Source organism: Gluconacetobacter dulcium, assembly GCF_014174165.1.
GTDB lineage: Bacteria > Pseudomonadota > Alphaproteobacteria > Acetobacterales > Acetobacteraceae > Gluconacetobacter > Gluconacetobacter dulcium.
This window is the reverse complement of sequence record NZ_JABEQN010000014.1, coordinates 60,820-79,588: the sequence shown is the minus strand read 5'-3', so window position 1 is coordinate 79,588 and position 18,769 is coordinate 60,820. Positions and strand designations below refer to the sequence as shown.

Sequence of the window (18,769 nt, the reverse complement as noted above, 5' to 3'; positions counted from 1 at the left end):
ATTCCAACTCAAAATGGCCGGGTTTTCGGGGAGCACGTCACTTGAGGCGAGGCCTGCGGTTGGCTTCTCTGCTCCAGGAACTCCACCGCTTCCTCTTGATACTCGTGCCACGGACTCCTGGGCATGGAATTCCGATCATCGTTGTCTTGTGTCGTCTTCTGTATGGTAACGGGAGACCGATTCGTCTCGAATACCCAGTTCTTCTGCTTGGCGAACCAGATCCGCGAGTGAGCTGGCATGCATTTTCTTCATCGCATTCGCTCGATAGATTTTGACCGTTATCAAGCTTATCTCGAGGCGGGCAGCGACTTGCTTATTCATCAAACCGCTGGCCACCAGAGCCATAACCTCCCGCTCGCGCACGGAAAGCTGCTCATAGCGCGCTTGCATATCGGCCCTTTGGCGCACCTCCTTTCTCAGCGATCGCGAAATTTTCAGCGCATCGTGGACTGCGGATAAGATCGCCTCGTCTGAGAACGGCTTTGTCAGGAAGTCGATCGCGCCGGCTCTCATACCCTTGACGGTCATCGGTATGTCACCGTGTCCGGTCATGAGAATAATAGGAATATTGATCCCGCCCTGAGCAAGCGAGGCCTGAAACGCAAGGCCGTCGGCCGTCTTCAACCGTACGTCCAGCACAAGACAGCACTCTCCATCGGGCAGACCGGCGGCCAGGAACTCCGATGGATCAGCAAAGGTCACGACGCAAAGGTCGGCCGAACGGAAGAGACTGTCGAGGGAGGCTCGAATGCCCGCGTCGTCATCGACGACAATGACGGTTCCGATGATCGCGCGTGTCTCCGGCCGTTGGGCGATGGCACGCACATTCTTCTCATTTCCGACCATCATACTCTCCGCTGGGGGAGCGTCACGATAACGACCGCACCATAGGGAGACCGGTTCAATGCGTTGATCGTGCCTCCATGTGCGTGCGCGATCTCCCGGCAAATCGGGAGACCCATGCCCATTCCCTGCGCCTTGGTGGTCACAAAGGGCTCAAAAAGCTGTCCATCGGCAATGTCGCCGAAACCAGGTCCGGTGTCACAAAAACTCAACACCGCGGTGTCAGGTCCAGCCTGACCGCGCCCAATCCGGATTTCAAGAACCCTCGGCCGATCGACGACGATGCTCATGGCCTGAATGGCGTTCATCATCACGTTCATGATAACCTGCTGGAGCTGAATTCGGTCGCCCGATACCATTGGCGTATCGACCGCTTTCTCTATTCTTACTTCTACGTGTCGTCTCAGGATTTCTCCACGGAGTAGGACCCGAACTTCTTCCACCAACTCTCCGAGGTCCATAGCCGTACAGAAAACTGTTTCCTTGCGCGTTAATGCACGTACCCGGGTGATCACCTCCGCAGCCCGGGTACTATTCGATACGATCTCATCGAAGCACAAGAGGGCCTCCCCGACCTTAGGTTGCGATCGATCGAGCCATCTCCGTCCGGACCGGGCAAAGGTCGTGATGGCCGACAGAGGCTGGTTGACCTCATGAGCAATCGATACCGCCAGTTGCCCCAATGTCGTGACGCGATCGGCATGTGCCAGTTCGCCCTGTGCAGCGCGAAGTTTCATTTGTGCTTGGTTATGTTCCGTGATGTCGAGGGCCATGACCAGCACGCGTCGACTTTCCAAATCCCCGACCGGTCGGGTGACACGTAGAACGACGTCCCGGGAGCGGCGGTTGGGACCGACGAAGGTTGTCTCAGTTTCATAAGCAACATTGCTGTTCGACAAGTGCGCCAATACCGCGATGAAGACACTCTCATCGGCGAAGAGAGAACGGAGCGGCGCACCCGTGAGTTTCCGCGGATCTTCAACCTCGAGAAGGGCGGCCGCAGCATCATTCGCGTCTCGTATGTAAGGCTTGTCACGAAAGCGCTCCAGGCAATCACGCCATGACGCTTCAGGTAGCCTTCTTTTCTCCCGGAACAGAATGTCCACAACGGAACAATCCACCTCGAAAATCGCAAACGCTACCGCCTGGAAAATGGCGCTGTAACGCTGTTCGGAGCGCTCTCGCTCCGCCGCAGCCTCCTTCTGCTCCGTAAGATCAGCGCCGAATTCGATAATCCCGCATTCTCGGCCATTACTGTCCAACCTTACGCTCCAGCGAACATCCAGAACGATCTGTTGGCCGTCGCGACGTGTCCTTGTGATTTCGCCCGTCCATTGCCCGACCAGGCGAAGTTGCTCCGCCGCGGCTGGCGGGAGATGCGTGCTTTGGAGGAGCGCCGAGCCTTTCTCTCCGATCGCCTCGTCTGCATGCCATCCGTACAGCCTCACGGCGCCTTCATTCCAATAGATAATCGTATCGTCGAGATCCCTGACGATGACGGTATCATGGGTGAACGCCAACATACGAACCTGTTCCGCGAGCGCGTCTCTCGTACGGCGGTCACGTGCGGAAAGCATCGTCGCAACGCCGATCGCGATTATGCTGACCGCGAGCCGAAGGTAGGCATCATCGAACGATTCACCATGATGCTTCACGAGGAAAGAAAGGCACGACAAGCCGATACACGCCGCACCTGTCGCCAAAATCGTCCGCAGGCCACACGAGGTGGCAATCAGGAGAACGACCAGCACGTAGAGTACAGCGAACGCGTCGTGCAGCTGTGTCGCCGTGTTCAAGCCGAACACAAACAGTGCGATGATGAATGCCGCCGACCGAAGGCCCCACGCGTGGGGCTGAGCCAGTCCAGTTCTCCATGGACGGAAAGTAGCGAACAACGGGCCCGTTCCTCTTTAGGCTACGCGCACAGGCTGGAGCCAACCGCCGCCATGCGGACCCGAGCACCATAGCACGGCAACTAGCATCCTAGCAGAGCGCCATCATCCATCACACTATAAGGGGCTTCACCTTCGATAGCGCCGCAATGGTCTCATCGTCCACGTTCAGATGCTCCTTCACCATTTCGGGAGGCGAAAGCGCGAGCCACTGGTTGGCGGAAAAATCGGTAAAGACCGAGCTCTTGAATGCCTCCAGGAACACAAGAGGCTCGTCCCCGATGTTTTCCAGGTAGTGTCCCATTCCGAAGGGTACATAACCCACATCGCCGGCGCTGTAATCAAAGGTCCGGGCTTTCCCGCCCGACGCGAATACGGTCATGCGCGCCTTTCCCCGAATGAAATACTGCCACTCGTCGTTATTGCTGTGCCAATGAAGCTCGCGCAAGCGGCCGGGTTCGACAACGACGATCGCGGCGGCGATAGTGGACGCCGCCGGGAAGTTCGTCGAGTCGACGATCCTGACTTCGCCGCCGGCGACTTTGATTGGGGCTTGGCGCATGAGCTTGTGAGTATAACGGATCGGCGAGGTACCTTGTGGCGACGCGACTTTATCCTGATCGATCGGCCCAGGGACGGTTCCTGAAAAAATCCAGCGTGTATGCTCGACGTCGACAGGAAGGTCTTCAAACTTGGCCTCGGGAACCCCAAAATTCTTCGCCAGAATGTGCGGCGGCGTATGAAGCAGCCAATCGGTGATCAGAAATGTTTCGTTCTCGGAGAAGCTTCCGTCATCGAAGACAAGCAGGAACTCACAGCCATCGTCATCGAGGCCCTGGATCGAGTGCGGAACGCCCGCAGGGAAATTCCAGATGTCGCCAGCTTCCACATCGTCCACGAAATTCCGACCCTGGGGATCGACCGCGGTAACGCGGGCCTTCCCCGCGAGCATCAGCCCCCATTCGGCCTCCTTATGATAATGGAGCTCCCGGTACCCCCCTTTGTTGAGCCGCATATTAACTGCCGCCAGCGTTGTAGCCACAGGCAGCTCGCGCACCGTAACCTCACGTGCCCATCCGCCGCTCCCGAGGCGATTGCGCGCCATCCCATAGGAAAATTTGAGATTAGGTATCGTGCCCGCATCGGTGTCAGGCGAAGCGAGCAGGTCCGGGTTCTCACGCTCGAGAGCAGGATTGCGAGGGCCGAGAATAGTGCCACCGCGATTGTCACGGCACGGCTGCGGACCTTCTTCAGAGGGGGATACGCCCCAAGGCAGATCGCTCATCCTATCTATTCCTTCTCAACCAACGGTCCAGTGCATCGCGCTCAGCGCGAGCGTAATTTTCCGGCTCACCCGAAGGTTGAGATTCATACTTTGCCGAGGCGCGGAGGGCGATCATACCTTGGTATAAAGGACCGACTCGCGCGCGCCGGGCTTCCTAGGGCCCGGACTCATAAGGGGATTCCCATTGTGAGCGGCCTATGATTCGCTTTCTCTCAAAGAAGGCGAGCGATGAACGCCGACCTTTTCTGGCTCTGAGAGCGGCAATTTGCGCGGATTGCGCCGGATCTGCCCACCGATACACGTGGCAAGCCGCGCGTGGATGATCGACGCGTGATCTGCTGCATCATTCAGGTCATGCTGTCCGGCGCGCGGTGGAAGGATGCGCCGTCCGCGTATGGCTTGCGCAAGATGCTCTACAATCGGGTTTCAGCGCTGGGCTGCGAAAGGCGTCTGGGCGCGCCTGTTTGAGGCGCTGGCGCAGAGCGGTCGACCGTCTGCCGAACTTCTGATTGACAGTTCCGCCGTGAAGGCTCATCGCTGCGCCTCCGGCGGAAAAAGGGGGAGCGATACCACGCCATCAGACGATCGCGTGGCAGGCGCACGACCAGGATCCATGCGCTGACGGATGCCGCCCGCCGTCCGGTCGCCTTCGTGCTGACCGGCGGCAACGTCGCGGATTGCACGGCAGCGATCCCGCTGCTGGCGCAGGTCTCGAACGCCCGGCTGATCCAAGGCGACAAGGGCTACGAAACCCACGTGGTGCGTCGACAGATCGAGGACAAGGGCGCCGCGCCGAACATCCCGCCCAAGGCCAACCGGGTCTGGAAGAACTGCTTCTCGCCGGTCCTTTATCAGACACGAAATGCCATTGAGCGCATGTTCAACCGCCTCAAGGACTTCCGTCGCATCGCAACACGTTACGATCGCAATGCCACTAACTTCCACGCCGCCATATGCATCGTCGCGGCCGTCAGCTACTATTTATGAGCCCGGGCCCTAGTCTAAACTGACCTCCTACCGTTAATGCTGTTCTCGGAAATCAGCGAAGACAGGGCATCTGCCCGATAGCCGCAGCCAATTCAAGCTCACCGCCTCATGGGTCTCCTTCAACTGACTGAAGCAGCAATTGGCGCACACCCCACTCTCCGCGCAAGGATGCCGCCGACGTGGTCTCGGCGATAATGATACCGGGTTCGACGGAACCGACCCGCTCAATGCCGACGCTTCAACCCGAGCCAAAGCGCATGGACAGATGCCCTTGTGTCTTCATACGTCGCTGGCTACTCGTCTCTCACGCTCCGAGGCAAGAAATATCCCCTTTATGCCACACCTTGCGACATAGAAATTCGGGTCGTGGCGGCGGCGGCTCAAACTAAGGTATAATAGATGAAACTGCGTCGAAGCCTCATGATGGCGCTCGTTCATTCAGGAGGCTAAAATGAGTGCATTACAGCGCAGGGGCTTTCTCACCGCGGCGGGCATGCTCGGCGTTGCGGGCGCAGCCCATGCGGCTACGTTTGGCAACCCGGACCATCCTCTACAGGGTATGCAGAACGCGCTTAATCCGTCGAGCAAGTCTGATCCGGGACCGAAGAACCCGGCCATTGCCTCGCAATTTCCCGACTTTCAATCACCTCCGGCGACCGATGTCGATGGGATGCCTCTCTTCTGGGCATCGTTTAACAACGCCCACCGTCGAATCCAGAATGGTGGTTGGGCCCGAGAAGTCACGCAGGACGACTTCGCAATTTCCGAGGACATATCGGGCGTCAACATGCGTCTGAGCGCCGGCGGCATTCGCGAGATGCATTGGCATCAGCAGGCCGAATGGGCAATTATGCTCTACGGAAAATGCCGGATTACAACTCTGGACGAACAGGGACGTCCGAGCGTCGAAGATGTCGAAGCAGGCGATTTGTGGTATTTCCCGCCCGGCATGCCGCATTCGCTTCAGGGTCTTGGGCCCGATGGCGCAGAATTCCTCCTTGCATTCGACAACGGAAAATCTTCAGAATTCAATACGCTACTGGTTACTGACTGGCTCGCGCATACCCCCCCCGAAGTACTGGCGAAGAACTTCGGCGTGCCGGAGAGCGCGTTCAAAAAAATCCCGCTCGATAACCTCTGGATTTTCCAGGGGGAAATCCCTCCGGACCTCCCAATGGATCAGAGGAGCGCACGAGTTGTCCCGGGGGCGGAGAAAGTGATCTACCGTCTTTCGCGTGCAAAGCCGATTGCCAGAACACATGGTGGGCAGGCACAGATCGCAGACAGCAGGAATTTTCCCATTTCCAAGACCGTCGCGGCGGCCCTTGAAACGATCCGCCCCGGCGCTATCCGGGAAATGCATTGGCATCCCAACGCTGACGAATGGGCATTCGTTATCCAGGGTCAGGCGCGCGTCACCGTATTCAACACCGGCCCCAAGGCCCAGACCGCCAATTTTAACCCAGGTGATGTCTGGTACATCAAGAAGAGTCTCGGTCATTATGTGGAGAATACCGGCAATGAGGATGTGAAGGTGATTTCGGTCTTCAAGTCGGATCGCTTCGCCGAAGTCTCGCTGTCGGATTGGCTCACCCACATCCCGCCAGAAATGGTCCAGCAGACGCTGAACCTGGATCCGGAGACAATCAGTCGCTTCCCGACCACCCGTCCCGACTTCTCGCCGGTGTAATCGCTGTCTCCTCCGGTCAGGTAGGCCGGAGGAGACAATCTTAATGAGTGGAGAATGAGGATATGGGATCTCTCAGCATTTGGCATTGGCTCATCGTGCTCGCCGTCGTGTTGGTTCTCTTTGGCGGCGGGAAACGTCTCTCGTCCACTATGGGAGATCTCGGCCGCGGCCTGAGGATCTTTCGCAAAGAAGTAGCCGATCTACAATCGGAAGACACATTACTGGCGCAGTCCGATATCTCGCCGGCAAGTGAGCAGCCCGCCGGGCATACATTGCATGCGCATTAAGCAAGCAGTAGGAAGCGTTGTGCCAATCATATTTCCGGCGTGACTCTCGTATTCAGGGCACCGGTCACGCCGGATATTGCGACAGCATTAATCGGCACAATGAGAGATGCGTCACTATATGACCGAAAAGGCGCGAAGAGGGAAAGTACTTCCTGCGCCAGCGGTACGGACACACTCATCACCCGCAAATTATGGATGTCCTACATACGCCCGCTTGACAACAAGCCACAGGCATCTCGGGCCAATATGGTGCCGCGAGCGCCATAATTCAGCAGGGCTACCTGACAGCGTATCGACCGCTACGTTCGCCGAAACCTGCGACCCCGACAAGCTGAAATCGGATATCGGACACTGCGCGTTCTCCCAGCCGATCGTAGCCTCATTCACCGACGCCGTCGGGGATTGCGACCGAGACGATAAATCCCCCGGCGCAACCTTGCGATCCGTCTCGACAATGGCATCGTAGTCATCAGTTTCGCATCAGGCTTGCTCGTTACAATGCTGAGGAGTTTATTTCTGAAAGAACGCCGATGTTGAATGTAAGACAATCTTCCTACCTTCTTGCCGTGGCAATTCTTACCCAGTCTTTCTCTTTCTCGGTCAGAGCCGCCCCCGCACGCCACGTGGAATCCAAAGTGTCGTTTCATTTCTACAAAATAGACGTTAGGCGTGATTATACGTTACAGCAAATGCACGAGTTCGCCGTGCAAAAGGGTAATAGCGAAAATCAATGGCCTCGGGGATTCTTTTACTCCGTATTCTCTGACAAGATTAAGGTAGATAAAAAATATCCCGGCTCGTATTTAATTTCTGTCGATGTCGGCATAAATGATCCGACCGTGGAGATAGCGAGTGATCTCAATCAGAATATCTGCGAGAAAAATAGTTTGGCAGAATTCTATAAGAAGAAAGGCGAGCATATATTTTCTTACTATCGAAAGCTCGAACAAGACCTCCCGGAAATGATCAATCGTGAGACAAAGGACTATATAAAATTTCATCCAGAGGTAACAGAATCAGAAATATTGCAATATATTCACATATTGCTTCAAAATAAATCCGACCAATATACGGCCGATTCATCTCGAACTTTTTACGAAAAATACGACGAGACAAAATGTAAATCAACCAATGTGCTTTAGCCCTACATGAACTGTGCCCTTCGGCAGAAGGCAATAAAGGGCAGGCCTGAACCTGGCGCCGCGAAAACGCTGTTCCGACCATGTGCATGACGCTGGCATTCAGACAGGAGTCGGGCCGGGCAGTGCGATAGCATGCTCCGCTCGCACTATACGGACACCAAGATCACCTGCGGGCCATGGCTGTGCGACATGCGCCCGACTTGAGGACAAAGCATAAGCGTTTCAAGCCAATGTGGCGCTGCGAGCACCATGCCTTCAGCAAAGCCATCCAGCGCCACATCAGCAGCTACATTTGCCGAAATGCCGGACATCGGTAGGTCGAAATCGGATTTCGACCACTGCGCATTTTCCCCATCTATCGCGGCAACATTCATTGTCACCGTAAGTGTGGCGATAGCGACTGTGACGACAGGTGCCGCAGCGCAACTTTTTGATCCGTCTCGAAGTGGCATCGTCATCATCAGCTTCGCATCAGGTTCGCCCCGTAGAATGCCGAACGCCGGGGTGCCGTTACAGACGACAGACGGCTTGAGACACGATTATGCAATGCCCGAACCAGACTGAATAGAAGCCCTGTCCCAATGAATCGTCTTACGCTCTCCTCCGTAGTTTGTCTGTTCGTCACCAGCGTGGTCCCGCTACCTCAAGCGATAGCGCAGACGGCTTCGATTGGATCTGAGGCTCGGAAACACGGCGTTCCCACACGTAGGCCGCCGACACCGCAGGAGCGGGTCCCGACACCTACTCCCGTACCAACTTCCCCGGAAAATATTGTCGTGAGCGTCCATCAGCATCGCTCTGCGGATGGTATCACGGGGCGCCAACCCGGAGGCGGATTGATCAAACCCGAGACGGCGCCAAAATCCGTGAGTACGGTGAGTCGCGACTTCATCCAGAAACAGTCTCCAGCTCAAAATCCGCTTCAACTTGTCGAGCTGCTTCCTGGTATTGTGGTCGGATCCGCCGATCCATTCGGCCTTACTGGAGGCACGATCTCGCTGCGGGGACTCGACCAATCCGAGATGGCACTGACATGGGAAGGCGCCCCAGCAGCCGACATCGGAATCTACACGATCGATACATCTGAATTCGCGAGCAACGAAGATCTGGAAGATATGAGCGTTCAACAGGGGTCGCCAAATCTGGATACGCCCACGATCAACGGATCAGGAGGTTGGTTGTCTTTTCGTGATCGCGACCCAGCCTGGCGGATGGGCGGTCTAGTGACACTTGGCTACGGCTCGTTCAATTATCATCGCGAATTTGCACGCTTCGATACGGGCGAGATCGGTCATAGCGGTGTCCGCGCCTATGTTTCCTACGCCAACCAAAGGGACGATGCCTGGCGCGGGCCTGGTCATGATTCGATCTGGAATATGGATTGGAAGGCTATCAAGGAATGGGGCCCTGACAACACGATCACCTTCGTCGGCTCATATCGCCATTCCATCGAGAATACCTGGCCTTCCATGACAATGGCGGACTGGAAGGCTTATGGCCGTGGCTTCACGTGGGACCGTCGATATGTATTTGGCCCCGAAGGAGAGAATTACTGGCGGCTCAACCGCAATCCCTATGACAACATGCTGCTTAGCGCCCCGTCGCATTTCACGCTAACCGAGCGCTGGCACATCAATTTCACCCCCTATTTCTGGCATGGTGAAGGCAATAATTCGGCTGGAGCCTTTCTAAATAATATAAACGGCAATTTCCTCGGCAACGAGGCGCTCACACATGCACTGAGCCTTCCTTACGCACAAGCGGGCGGAGACGATACCGAAAATGCCATGACCCTCTTGGCATATCGGAACGTGCAGTACCGAGGCGGCTTTACGGCCAAGACGGACTATAGAATCGGCGCACATCATGATCTCTACCTTGGATGGTGGTTCGATTATTCGAACGACCATGATTATGCCGTTCTCTCTCCCGTAAAATACGACGGTACGCCGCTTGATATTTTCGGGGCAACAAACAATATCAAACTCTCCGATGGTCGACTTTTAGCTTACGCGAATATTTCGACGATAACGACGGTCAATGCTCTTTTCGTCGGCGACCATGCGACTTTCCTCGGGGGAAAGTTGACGATGGACGCGGGGATCAAGCTGGCGATGATCAACCGGAACGGCACTAACGAACTCCCAGGGCCGCAATACAAGGTGGTTCTTAATGACTTCCAGCCCCTGCCCGCCGTTTCGGCTCGCTATCAGTTCAGCAAACAGCACCAGGTTTTCGCGAGCGTCTCCACCAGCTTCCGTTCCCCGTCGACCCCAACGCTTTATGACGCGTATTATGATCATGGCGTCTCATACCAGGGCATCAGAGAACCAAAGGACGAATATTCGATCTCAGAAGAAATCGGATACCGTTATAATGGTCCGCTTCTCGTCGCCAGTGCGACCTACTTCCACTATAATTTCACGAACCGGCAAATCCAGAGCGCAGTGACGGGAACGAATGGTGGCGTGACCGTCGACCTCAACGCCGGCGGTCAAACGTCAAATGGTGTATCGGGCGAAATCGGGACGCTGCCGATCAGGCATTTCCGGCCCTACGTGTCTGGTCAGTATCTGCATGCCACGATCGATAACAATATCTCCGGTTTGCCAACGGCGGGAAAGACAGCCGTGCGCTCACCACGCTTGACTGGAGCACTCGGCATCGACTGGGACAATGGCAGTCTCTTCTGGAATTACAATATCAGATACGTCTCACGACAATCTTCCACGCTCATGAATGACGAACATATGCCCGCTTACTATGACATGAACGCCACTGTCGGCGCTCGACTGCCCAGCTACGGGCCCGTGAAAAGCCCGACTATTCAGGTCAACTTCATCAATCTCACTAACAATCATTATCTGTCGGGCATTCAAACGGTAACGACAAACGCCATGACAACACGTGGTATCGCTGGCACGGCACCGGACTATCTCGTCGCGCCCGGTCTTGCCGTCATGGCAACTATGAAAGCAGCATTTTGAGGCGCGACATACCAAGCCGGAAAGAACATCGATGCAGCTTTTGCTCGTAGAGGATCATGCGCTGCTTGGCCAGGCAATGAAGAAGGCTCTGGAACAGGAGGGTTACGACGTCCGCTGGGTAACCGGAGGCGACGAAGCGATCGCATCGCTTGTGGACGCCCGATATGACCTTGTGCTCCTTGATCTGGCGCTGCCGAAAGTGAATGGTTTGGAAGTGCTTCACTTGATCCGTCAGTACCCCGACTACATCCCGGTGATCATCGTGACGGCACGCGATCGTCCCGTCCATCGCGTGGCCGGCCTTGATTCAGGCGCGGACGACTACATGGTCAAGCCGATCGATCTGGCAGAACTCGTCGCGCGCGTCCGTGCGCAGATTCGTCGGCAGGATGGCCGAAAGTCCGACACCCTGTTCGTGCGCGATGTGGAAGTCGATCTCATCGGCCGCGTGGTACGCCAGAGGCAGAAAATTGTACATCTTACTGCGAAGGAATTCAAACTGGTTGCACTTCTCGCCCGACGCGCGGGGCGGTTCGTCTCGAAATCAGATATGGCGGACGAACTCTATGACGTCCTGGATACGTTCGACGGCAACGTAATCGAGGTTTCGATCTCGGCCATCCGGCGCAAGCTGGGGGCCGATTTCATCATCACGGCGCGCGGTCTTGGCTACACAATTCCAAAATAAACAGGCGAAGGACTCCGGGCGATGCGTGCGCGATCCCTGACGACGGCGGTCTATATCCGTGTGCTGCTGCTCTTGATCTCACTCGGAACGGCAGCGGGAGGCGTAGCTTATTTTATGGCCCGGGCCGACGTGGAGCGCGCTTCGGACCACAGCCTGATACTCAGCGCAAATATGCTTTACGCACTCATGCAGGAGGAGCTCGCTGCGGCACCTGCGGCAAGTTTTCCCGCAACCCTTCTTAGCTCGGAGGACAAGCTCGCCTTCCGCACGGGCGCGAGATCGCGGATGTTCGCCGTCTTTGTCCATGGAACATGCATCGTTCATTCAGAAGACGCACCCTCTCCGGATATCATTCCGCAGACACCAGGCTTCCATTATTTCGACCACGGGCTATGGCGCGCTTACGGTCTTGAGATACCCCAACACGGATTAAGGATCGTTGTTGCAGAACGACGTGCGGATATCGATCAGACGATTACCAGTTTTCTCCGCCAGATCACTTTGCCGCTGAATATCCTCGTAGTCGCAAGCGCGATCCTGCTCTGGGTGATGTTACGTAGCGGACTCGCGGAAATGCGGCGTTTGAGCCTACAGCTTGACCGTCGCTCGTTTCACGATCTCGAGCCGCTCGATCCTCAGGTTTGGTCACGCGAACTATCCGGCCTTGTCGGAAAGCTAAACACTCTTCTTGAACGTGTCAGGACCGGTATCCAACATGAACAGATGTTTACCGACGCGGCTGCACACCAACTTCGCACGCCGCTTGCCGCACTGCGTCTTCACGCGGAACTCCTGACGCGAGATGCCGCGATCGCTTCCAACCGAATCCAACCGCTACTTGACTGCGTCACGCAGGCAAGTGCGCTCATAGACCGGATGCTTCTGCTCGCGCGGCTGGACACGACCGCTCCGGCGATGACCGAATTCGACATAGCCGCACTTATAGCCACCGTTCTCAGCAGCCATGCGCTACTAGCCGTGCAGTCGGGCGTTGCTTTTTCCTTCGAGATTCACGCCATGTGCCGGATCGTGTCTGATCAGGCGTTGTTGGAGATTGCATTAGCCGCCTTGGTGGAGAACAGCATAACGCATGCCGCATGCGGCGGCGCAATTGACATACACGTTCACGACCTCCGCAAGGGAGCGCTATGCATGGTGTGCATCGATATCGCAGACCGCGGACCAGGAATACCGAAATCGTGCCGGTCCCGAGTCTTCGACCGCTTCTACCAGCTGCGGGAGGGATATGGTGGCGGTCATGGACTCGGTCTTTCCATCGCGGCCCGCGCTATTGAAATCCTCGACGGAACAATCGAGCTGGGTGATCGCATCGACGGTCCGGGTCTCGTCGCTTCTATTCTCCTGCCCCAACCTTGCTCTCTGGCTTAGTGTGGTGGCCGGTTGTGAGGGTCATTCTGCGGCTAGCATTTTAGAAATCAGGAGCTCAGGCATCAGCAAGGCCATGCCGAAGAGTTTGGCGCGGACAATGGCGCCCGCATCATCCTCACTTCTGCCCGATGTACCATTCGCGAGTAGATGGGACGGATCCAGGCGTTCGCACCAAATGCGAGCGCTGGCGGTGCGAACATCGAGCATGCCATGGCGCTCCTTAATCAAGGAGACGGTCACTCTTCCCGTTCTTTCGGTCAAGAGATTGATGATAACCGCTTTTGACCCAACTTCCTCAGCTTTTGTGCTGAACCGGAATTACTTGCTCGAGGAATCGTCCGGATGGACTTCAACGAACAGCAAACTCCAACACGCTGTTAAGGAATAGAAAAATCATGCATATGGCGGAACTCCATTATTTTCTGGCAGTCGTTGAAGCTGGAAGTTTCGGTAAAGCCGCGCACTTATTGGAATTACATGTCTCCACCCTCAGCAGGGCCATCAGTCGACTCGAGGATCGTTTAGGCGTTACGTTAGTAGAGCGAACCACGACCGGAATACGCCCGACAGCATCTGGCCGTGTCGCGGCGCACCACATACGTCGTGTCCTGAACGAAGCAAGCGCACTTAGTGAGATACTGGGGCGCCGCGTCACAGACGAAATAGGCGAAATTCACTTAGGGTTTCACCTACCTCCCGTAAACAGCGTTTTGTCGAATCTATTACTCGAATGGCATAGGATTTATCCGTCCATCCTCATCACGCCTCATGAGCCCTGCGAAGGTACGCTCCTTGCCGCGTTAGTCGACCGTCAGATTGATGTTGCGCTGATTCCAGACTTTCTGGCTGATCATTTCGAGACTGCGTCTCCAATCTACTCCGAGTCATTGATGGCTGTCTTGCCAGAAACTCACCGGCTTGCCGAAAGGGTCACCTTGCGATGGAACGATCTCGAAAATGAAAAGATTTTTTTGTGGGCCTGGGGAAAAAACGGTATCGGCCAACGTTTCTTTTCAACGCGTCTTCCAAGCGCGAATCCACAGATTCTTGACACCGGGAACCTGACGATGCTCGCTTTTATACGAGCCGGTTACGGCATCACAATTGCGATGCAAGCGTATTCTTGCCTGAACTTTCCGGGGCTAAAATTTATTCCCATCAATGAGGATAACGCATCTATCACCATAAATCTTGTCTGGCGTCCAGCGTCTGAAGATCCAATAGTAGGAAAATTCGTGGCGTTCATGCGCGACCGGGTGAAAGCTCATCGTCAGTTGGTAGCATCGCACGTTGTCGCCGAAACGCCCGGTCACCCTCCATGAAACGCGCGAGCATCGGTGCAATCAGCTTTGCTGGCGTGATCTCGGCCTGAACGCTCTCACGCGCCAGAATTCGCCCATACTCGACCAGATCGCGATGCACGGCAGCAGGAAGTTCGATAGTGAGCCGCACCGGCCTGTCATCCGCGATTGGCCCGAGCCTGAGTTTCGTCATCGGGATGTCTCCTGTCTGTAGGGGGTGAGCACTAGGTCACGATGCACCGTCACCCGCACCGGAAAGCCCGGCCGGATGATATTGGTCGGCTGGATATTCAGCGACCGTCCGACGATCTGTTCGCCAATCTGGTTGAAGCCCTGCGAGCCGCCGGTGCGCAGCGCCTGGGCAATGCCGTTGCCGCCGCTGATATCAGCTTCTGAACCAACGCTGAGGACGGTCGAGACCAGGGCGGCCTTGAACACCTCGCCCCAATGGTTATCGGTCTGATCCTGCAACCCAGCAAAGCCCGCCGAATCGGCGGCCGGCTCATTCTCCAGCAGGATCGATTCCCCGGCCCCACGCATCAGCCGGATCCAGACCAGCAGCACCCGGGTCTGGCCGTAGGCGATCTGGGAATCATAGCGGCCGATCAGCTTCGCCCCCTGCGGGATCAGCAGGATATGCCCGGTCGGAGAGTCATAGACATTCTCCGTCACCTGGGCCGTGACCTCGCCCGGCAGGTCCGAACGGATGCCGGTGATCAGCGCACCGGGAATGATCGATCCCGCCTGGAGCACATAGGGGCTGGGAACGGGTGTCAGCCGCTCAGCGCTGACGGTGCGGTGATCGACGGGACCATCGAGGAATGCCTGCTTGCGATCGGCAGGAGCGCCGCTGGACTGGGCTGCAGTCGTACCGGGTGTCGCGGGCGTGGCGATATCCCGTCCCATCTTCGTCTGGGTGAACAAATGGCTGACCCGCGCCGCTTCCTGCTCCTGGGCAATGCGCTGCTTTTCCGGGTCGGCGGGTGCGGCCGGTGTCGCCATGCCGGGGGCACCCACGCCCGCCTTGAGCAACGGCCCGCCGAGGTCGCCTGGCAGCGGAGCCCCAAGCCGCGGCGGATGGGTATAGTCGCCCGGCAGATTGGCCAACCCGTCCGGCGTGGTGCGATTGCCGGTATCGTAGAGTTCGGCATTGCTCTTCGGTGGTGCCGGCTCCAACGCCAGATAGAGCGCGCAGCCGATTCCGCCCACGGCGATGACCGACAGGCCAAGGATCACCTTGCGCGACAGCCGCGTGACCGGCGGCCGCGTCGTCCGCAACCGCATCTCGCCCGGCGGCCTGACCGGCGGCGCGGACGTGCCGGCGCCTTCGTTTCCGGCACTCCCGCTCATGACCGTCGTGACCAGTCAGTGCGGACGATGCGCACGACCTGCTGGTGCTTGGCGCCGAGACGCAGTTCGGCGGCGGCAAACAGGCGATCGACGATCATCCGATTGCCGCGCACCCGATAATTCACCAACTGGCCGTCGCCCTGCGGGCCGATCACCCACAATGGCGGCATCTCGCCCTGGGCGATCCCGGTCGGAAACTCGATGAAGACCTGCCGCCCGTCATCGAAGGCCCGCAACGGCCGCCACGGCGCATCATCGCCCTCGATCCGATAGCGAAAATTCAGCGCGTCGAGATCGACGCCGGTCGCGACCGGATTGCCAAGATCAGCATCCCGATCCTGCACGCGCAAGGCAACGATCTGGTCCTGCGGATAGTCCCATGAGACCGAGGCCATATAGGTCCGCTCGTCGGAGCGCAGTTCCAGGTGATAGGTCCGCCGGTCGGTATTGATGACCAGATTGGTGATCAGATCCGGCCGCGTTGGCTTGAGCAGGATATGAATCCGCCTGGTCGCCCCGGTACCGCTCTCGGTATCGCCGATAATCCAGCGCACGGTATCGCCGGCGGCGACCGGACCGGAACCGACCAGCTTTTCGCCCGGCTGCAGCGCGATATCGGTAATTTCGCCCGGTGCCGCGTAGAGCTGATAGAGGGCGCCCTCGGAGAACGGATAGACCTGGATCGCATTGAGATAGCCGGCCCGCGTCGGCTGGATCCGCGCCGCACTGTTGGCGCGCTCGACCCGCTGATGCGGATCCGTCGGTTCCGGCACGGCATGCCGATACGGGATCGGCTTGAGTTGCCCCGGCAGCGGCAAGGGCTCGGGGAGTGCCACCACCTGCACCGGCTTGGGCGGGTCAGGCGTAAGAACCGCCTGCCGGGGCGTATCGTCGTATTTAATGGCAGGCGGCTTCCACGACGAGCACGCGGCGAGCGGCGCCAGCAGGATCATGAACGGCACGATGGTGTTGAAGGTGCGCATCAGCCGAGTTCCCTGGACCAGTTGAGGGCGTGGATATAGATGCCGAGCGGATTCTTGCGCAGCCGCTCGGCATCGGTCGGGGTCGTGACGACGATGGTCAGGATCGCGCTCCAGCGCTCGGTGGCGGCCAGCGCGCCATCGACATAGCGGCGCTCGATCCATTCCACCCGGAAGCTGTCATCGGAGGCACGGATCACGCTGGCGATCTCGATCGCCAGCTGCATCTTGCCGAGCCGGCTGAACGGATCGCTGGTGCGGGCATAATCGTTCAGCGCCAGCGCGCCGCGATCGGTGACGTAGTTGTAGGCGTCGAGCCAGTTCTGCCTGAGCACCACCGGATCGGCCGGGATGCCGCGCACCTCAGAGACGAAGCGCGCCAGATACCAGGCGATCTGCGGATCGGTCGGCCGATAGGCGGCCGTCGCCGGACCCACGGCCTGCGCCTGACCGAGATGGTCGATCTGCACCACCCAGGGGGTGATGGTACCGCGCACCGACTGCCAGACCAGCCCGGCGCCCAGGCCGCCGCTCAAAGCGAGACAGCCGAAGAAGGCCAGCCGCCAGTTGCGGGCCTGGACGCGGGCCGAGCCGATGCGGTCGTCCCAGACCTGTCCGGCCTTGTGATAGGGCGTCTCGGGTTCCGGCATCCGGCCGAAACGCACGGTAGGGCGGCGGAACATGGCTATTCTCCTTCCGAGAGATCGACGTCGTGGCCGCCGCTGGGCCGGTCGCCGCCCTTGATCGCCTGCGCGGCGGCATCAGCGCCGCCCCTGATCCGGTTGTTGCGCTGCATCCGGCTGGCCCAAGCCGGCGGCTTGCCGGCCGTCCCCCCTCCACCGCCAGCACCCGAAGCCGTCGCACCACCCGCGCCGCCGGTCGCGGCCGCCCCGCCAGCCTGATAGCTGGTGCGGACGCTGGCCGCCGCGCGGCGCAGCGGGCTGGCGGCAGCGGACAGACCGGTTTTGGCTACACCCGCCGCGCCGCCCGCCCGATAGGCGGCGGTGGCACCTCCGGCGACAAAGGCACCACCGCGCACGGCGGCCGCCGCAGCGCCCGCAGCGAGCCCAACCCCTGACGCGGCGGCCACGCCGGCACCGACGACCCCGGCCGCGGTGGCGACAGCGGACCCGGCACCCAACTGCGGACCACCGGCGATCAGACCGTTGGCCAATGCCGGGCCGAACACGGTCAGACCGAGCAGCGTCAGAGAAGCCAGAATCAGGGTCAGCGCGTCATTGATGGTGGGCGGATTATTGAAGCCGCTGGTGAACTGGCCGAACACCGTCGAACCGATGCCGACGATGACGGCCAACATCAGCACCTTGATCCCGGACGACACGACGTTGCCCAGCACCTTCTCGGCGAGGAAGGCGGTGCGGCCGAACAGGCCGAAGGGCACCAGCACAAACCCGGCAAGTGTGGTCAGCTTGAACTCGATCAGCGCCACGAAGAGCTGGATCGCCATCACGAAGAAGCTGATTACCACGATCAGCCAGGCAATCAGCAATACCGCGATCTGGATCGCGTTGTTGAAGATGGCGACGAAACCGACCAGCGAGGAGATCGAGGTCAGGATCGGCTTGCCGGCGTCGATGCCGACCTGCGCCAGCCGCCCCGGCTGGAGCAGCTGCGCCTGGGTGAGATGTCCACCACCGGCCTCGATGCCCAGCCCGGCGAAGGATTCGTAGATGATCTTCGCCAGCCCGTTGAAGTCGCCGATGATGAAGGCGAACATGCCGATGAACAGGGTCTTGCGGATCAGCCGCGCCAGCACGTCCTCATCCGGCGCCAGCGCCCAGAACAGCCCGGCCAGGGTGATGTCGATGGTGATCAGTACACCGGCGAGCCAGTGGACGTCGCCCTGCACCAGACCGAAGCCGGAATCGATATACTGGGTGAAGATGGCAAGGAAATTGTCGATGACGCCGGTGCCTTGCTGCATGGC

The 18,769-nt window shown here is 58.3% G+C and carries 18 protein-coding genes and 1 pseudogene; 9 read left to right on the top strand and 10 right to left on the bottom strand.

The window, feature by feature from the left end; all coding sequences use genetic code 11:
• Positions 1-135 precede the first annotated feature (135 nt).
• The 3 genes from HLH25_RS12175 to HLH25_RS12165 all read right to left on the bottom strand — a co-directional run bounded on the left by HLH25_RS12175 (position 136) and on the right by HLH25_RS12165 (position 4,020).
• Positions 136-849, bottom strand: a complete 714-nt coding sequence (locus HLH25_RS12175) for a response regulator transcription factor (protein WP_246402137.1) — start codon at positions 847-849, stop codon at positions 136-138.
• Complete coding sequence (locus HLH25_RS12170; protein WP_310889099.1) at positions 846-2,648, bottom strand: PAS domain-containing sensor histidine kinase; 1,803 nt, start codon at positions 2,646-2,648, stop codon at positions 846-848. Before HLH25_RS12170 ends, HLH25_RS12175 begins: the two co-directional genes overlap by 4 nt.
• Positions 2,649-2,847: 199 nt before the next feature.
• Positions 2,848-4,020 (bottom strand): oxalate decarboxylase family bicupin, encoded by a 1,173-nt coding sequence (locus HLH25_RS12165; protein ID WP_182974317.1) that lies wholly within the window; start codon positions 4,018-4,020, stop codon positions 2,848-2,850.
• A gap of 270 nt (positions 4,021-4,290) precedes the next feature.
• On the opposite strand from HLH25_RS12165, the pseudogene HLH25_RS20550 reads away from it, so the two are divergent.
• From HLH25_RS20550 to HLH25_RS12145, 5 genes and pseudogenes are all read left to right on the top strand, one after another.
• A pseudogene (locus HLH25_RS20550) lies at positions 4,291-4,488 on the top strand (transposase); the annotation flags it as partial.
• Between the two features lie 69 nt (positions 4,489-4,557).
• The gene (locus HLH25_RS20545; RefSeq protein WP_259657233.1) at positions 4,558-5,007 is read left to right on the top strand and encodes an IS5 family transposase; all 450 of its coding nucleotides are present in this window, start codon (positions 4,558-4,560) and stop codon (positions 5,005-5,007) included.
• A 451-nt stretch (positions 5,008-5,458) separates the two neighbouring features.
• Positions 5,459-6,697: a cupin domain-containing protein gene (locus HLH25_RS12155; protein WP_182974316.1), complete on the top strand. Its 1,239-nt coding sequence runs from the start codon at positions 5,459-5,461 to the stop codon at positions 6,695-6,697.
• A 62-nt stretch (positions 6,698-6,759) separates the two neighbouring features.
• On the top strand, positions 6,760-6,984 hold the full coding sequence (gene tatA, locus HLH25_RS20305; protein ID WP_182974315.1) for a twin-arginine translocase TatA/TatE family subunit: 225 nt from the start codon (positions 6,760-6,762) through the stop codon (positions 6,982-6,984).
• A 530-nt stretch (positions 6,985-7,514) separates the two neighbouring features.
• Positions 7,515-8,126 carry a hypothetical protein gene (locus HLH25_RS12145; RefSeq protein ID WP_182974314.1) on the top strand — a complete coding sequence of 204 codons (612 nt, stop codon included), beginning with the start codon at positions 7,515-7,517 and terminating at the stop codon, positions 8,124-8,126.
• A gap of 146 nt (positions 8,127-8,272) precedes the next feature.
• On the opposite strand, the gene HLH25_RS12140 is transcribed toward HLH25_RS12145, so the two are convergent.
• Positions 8,273-8,587, bottom strand: coding sequence for a hypothetical protein (locus HLH25_RS12140; protein WP_182974313.1), 315 nt, complete (start codon positions 8,585-8,587; stop codon positions 8,273-8,275).
• Between the two features lie 315 nt (positions 8,588-8,902).
• Between HLH25_RS12140 and HLH25_RS12135 the strand changes: the two genes are divergently transcribed.
• Genes HLH25_RS12135 through HLH25_RS12125 form a run of 3 tightly spaced genes read left to right on the top strand, consistent with a single transcriptional unit; the run spans position 8,903 to position 13,190 of the window.
• Positions 8,903-11,113: a TonB-dependent receptor gene (locus tag HLH25_RS12135; RefSeq protein ID WP_310889096.1), complete on the top strand. Its 2,211-nt coding sequence runs from the start codon at positions 8,903-8,905 to the stop codon at positions 11,111-11,113.
• A gap of 31 nt (positions 11,114-11,144) precedes the next feature.
• Positions 11,145-11,801: a response regulator transcription factor gene (locus HLH25_RS12130; RefSeq protein ID WP_182974311.1), complete on the top strand. Its 657-nt coding sequence runs from the start codon at positions 11,145-11,147 to the stop codon at positions 11,799-11,801.
• A gap of 21 nt (positions 11,802-11,822) precedes the next feature.
• Positions 11,823-13,190, top strand: a complete 1,368-nt coding sequence (locus HLH25_RS12125) for a sensor histidine kinase (RefSeq protein ID WP_182974310.1) — start codon at positions 11,823-11,825, stop codon at positions 13,188-13,190.
• 21 nt (positions 13,191-13,211) lie between these two features.
• Here HLH25_RS12125 and HLH25_RS12120 read toward each other — a convergent pair whose 3' ends face one another.
• Positions 13,212-13,397, bottom strand: coding sequence for a hypothetical protein (locus HLH25_RS12120; RefSeq protein ID WP_182974309.1), 186 nt, complete (start codon positions 13,395-13,397; stop codon positions 13,212-13,214).
• A gap of 188 nt (positions 13,398-13,585) precedes the next feature.
• Here HLH25_RS12120 and HLH25_RS12115 point away from each other — a divergent pair, with 188 nt between their 5' ends.
• A complete protein-coding gene (locus tag HLH25_RS12115; RefSeq protein WP_182974308.1) occupies positions 13,586-14,512 on the top strand; it encodes a LysR family transcriptional regulator in 927 nt (308 codons plus the stop codon).
• On the opposite strand, the gene HLH25_RS12110 is transcribed toward HLH25_RS12115, so the two are convergent.
• Genes HLH25_RS12110 through trbL form a run of 5 tightly spaced genes read right to left on the bottom strand, consistent with a single transcriptional unit; the run spans position 14,433 to position 18,766 of the window.
• Positions 14,433-14,684, bottom strand: coding sequence for a DUF2274 domain-containing protein (locus tag HLH25_RS12110; RefSeq protein ID WP_182974307.1), 252 nt, complete (start codon positions 14,682-14,684; stop codon positions 14,433-14,435). The genes HLH25_RS12115 and HLH25_RS12110 overlap by 80 nt on opposite strands.
• Complete coding sequence (locus HLH25_RS12105) at positions 14,681-15,841, bottom strand: TrbI/VirB10 family protein (protein ID WP_182974306.1); 1,161 nt, start codon at positions 15,839-15,841, stop codon at positions 14,681-14,683. Before HLH25_RS12105 ends, HLH25_RS12110 begins: the two co-directional genes overlap by 4 nt.
• Complete coding sequence (gene trbG, locus HLH25_RS12100; RefSeq protein ID WP_182974305.1) at positions 15,838-16,824, bottom strand: P-type conjugative transfer protein TrbG; 987 nt, start codon at positions 16,822-16,824, stop codon at positions 15,838-15,840. The genes HLH25_RS12105 and trbG overlap by 4 nt, the downstream gene beginning before the upstream one ends.
• A complete protein-coding gene (gene trbF / locus HLH25_RS12095) occupies positions 16,824-17,504 on the bottom strand; it encodes a conjugal transfer protein TrbF (protein WP_182974304.1) in 681 nt (226 codons plus the stop codon). Before trbF ends, trbG begins: the two co-directional genes overlap by 1 nt.
• Before the next feature lie 2 nt (positions 17,505-17,506).
• Complete coding sequence (gene trbL / locus HLH25_RS12090) at positions 17,507-18,766, bottom strand: P-type conjugative transfer protein TrbL (RefSeq protein ID WP_182974303.1); 1,260 nt, start codon at positions 18,764-18,766, stop codon at positions 17,507-17,509.
• Between the last annotated feature and the right edge of the window lie 3 nt (positions 18,767-18,769).

What these genes read in the sequence shown, in the direction of transcription:
- trbF (WP_182974304.1), bottom strand. Translation starts at nt 17,504, where the DNA reads ATGTTCCGCCGCCCTACCGTGCGTTTCGGCCGGATGCCGGAACCCGAG.
- HLH25_RS12110 (WP_182974307.1), bottom strand. Translation starts at nt 14,684, where the DNA reads ATGACGAAACTCAGGCTCGGGCCAATCGCGGATGACAGGCCGGTGCGG.
- HLH25_RS12140 (WP_182974313.1), bottom strand. Translation starts at nt 8,587, where the DNA reads ATGATGACGATGCCACTTCGAGACGGATCAAAAAGTTGCGCTGCGGCA.
- HLH25_RS12120 (WP_182974309.1), bottom strand. Translation starts at nt 13,397, where the DNA reads ATGCTCGATGTTCGCACCGCCAGCGCTCGCATTTGGTGCGAACGCCTG.
- tatA (WP_182974315.1), top strand. Translation starts at nt 6,760, where the DNA reads ATGGGATCTCTCAGCATTTGGCATTGGCTCATCGTGCTCGCCGTCGTG.
- trbG (WP_182974305.1), bottom strand. Translation starts at nt 16,824, where the DNA reads ATGCGCACCTTCAACACCATCGTGCCGTTCATGATCCTGCTGGCGCCG.
- HLH25_RS12145 (WP_182974314.1), top strand. Translation starts at nt 7,515, where the DNA reads ATGTTGAATGTAAGACAATCTTCCTACCTTCTTGCCGTGGCAATTCTT.
- HLH25_RS12175 (WP_246402137.1), bottom strand. Translation starts at nt 849, where the DNA reads ATGATGGTCGGAAATGAGAAGAATGTGCGTGCCATCGCCCAACGGCCG.
- trbL (WP_182974303.1), bottom strand. Translation starts at nt 18,766, where the DNA reads ATGCAGCAAGGCACCGGCGTCATCGACAATTTCCTTGCCATCTTCACC.
- HLH25_RS12155 (WP_182974316.1), top strand. Translation starts at nt 5,459, where the DNA reads ATGAGTGCATTACAGCGCAGGGGCTTTCTCACCGCGGCGGGCATGCTC.
- HLH25_RS12165 (WP_182974317.1), bottom strand. Translation starts at nt 4,020, where the DNA reads ATGAGCGATCTGCCTTGGGGCGTATCCCCCTCTGAAGAAGGTCCGCAG.
- HLH25_RS12115 (WP_182974308.1), top strand. Translation starts at nt 13,586, where the DNA reads ATGCATATGGCGGAACTCCATTATTTTCTGGCAGTCGTTGAAGCTGGA.
- HLH25_RS12105 (WP_182974306.1), bottom strand. Translation starts at nt 15,841, where the DNA reads ATGAGCGGGAGTGCCGGAAACGAAGGCGCCGGCACGTCCGCGCCGCCG.
- HLH25_RS12125 (WP_182974310.1), top strand. Translation starts at nt 11,823, where the DNA reads ATGCGTGCGCGATCCCTGACGACGGCGGTCTATATCCGTGTGCTGCTG.
- HLH25_RS12130 (WP_182974311.1), top strand. Translation starts at nt 11,145, where the DNA reads ATGCAGCTTTTGCTCGTAGAGGATCATGCGCTGCTTGGCCAGGCAATG.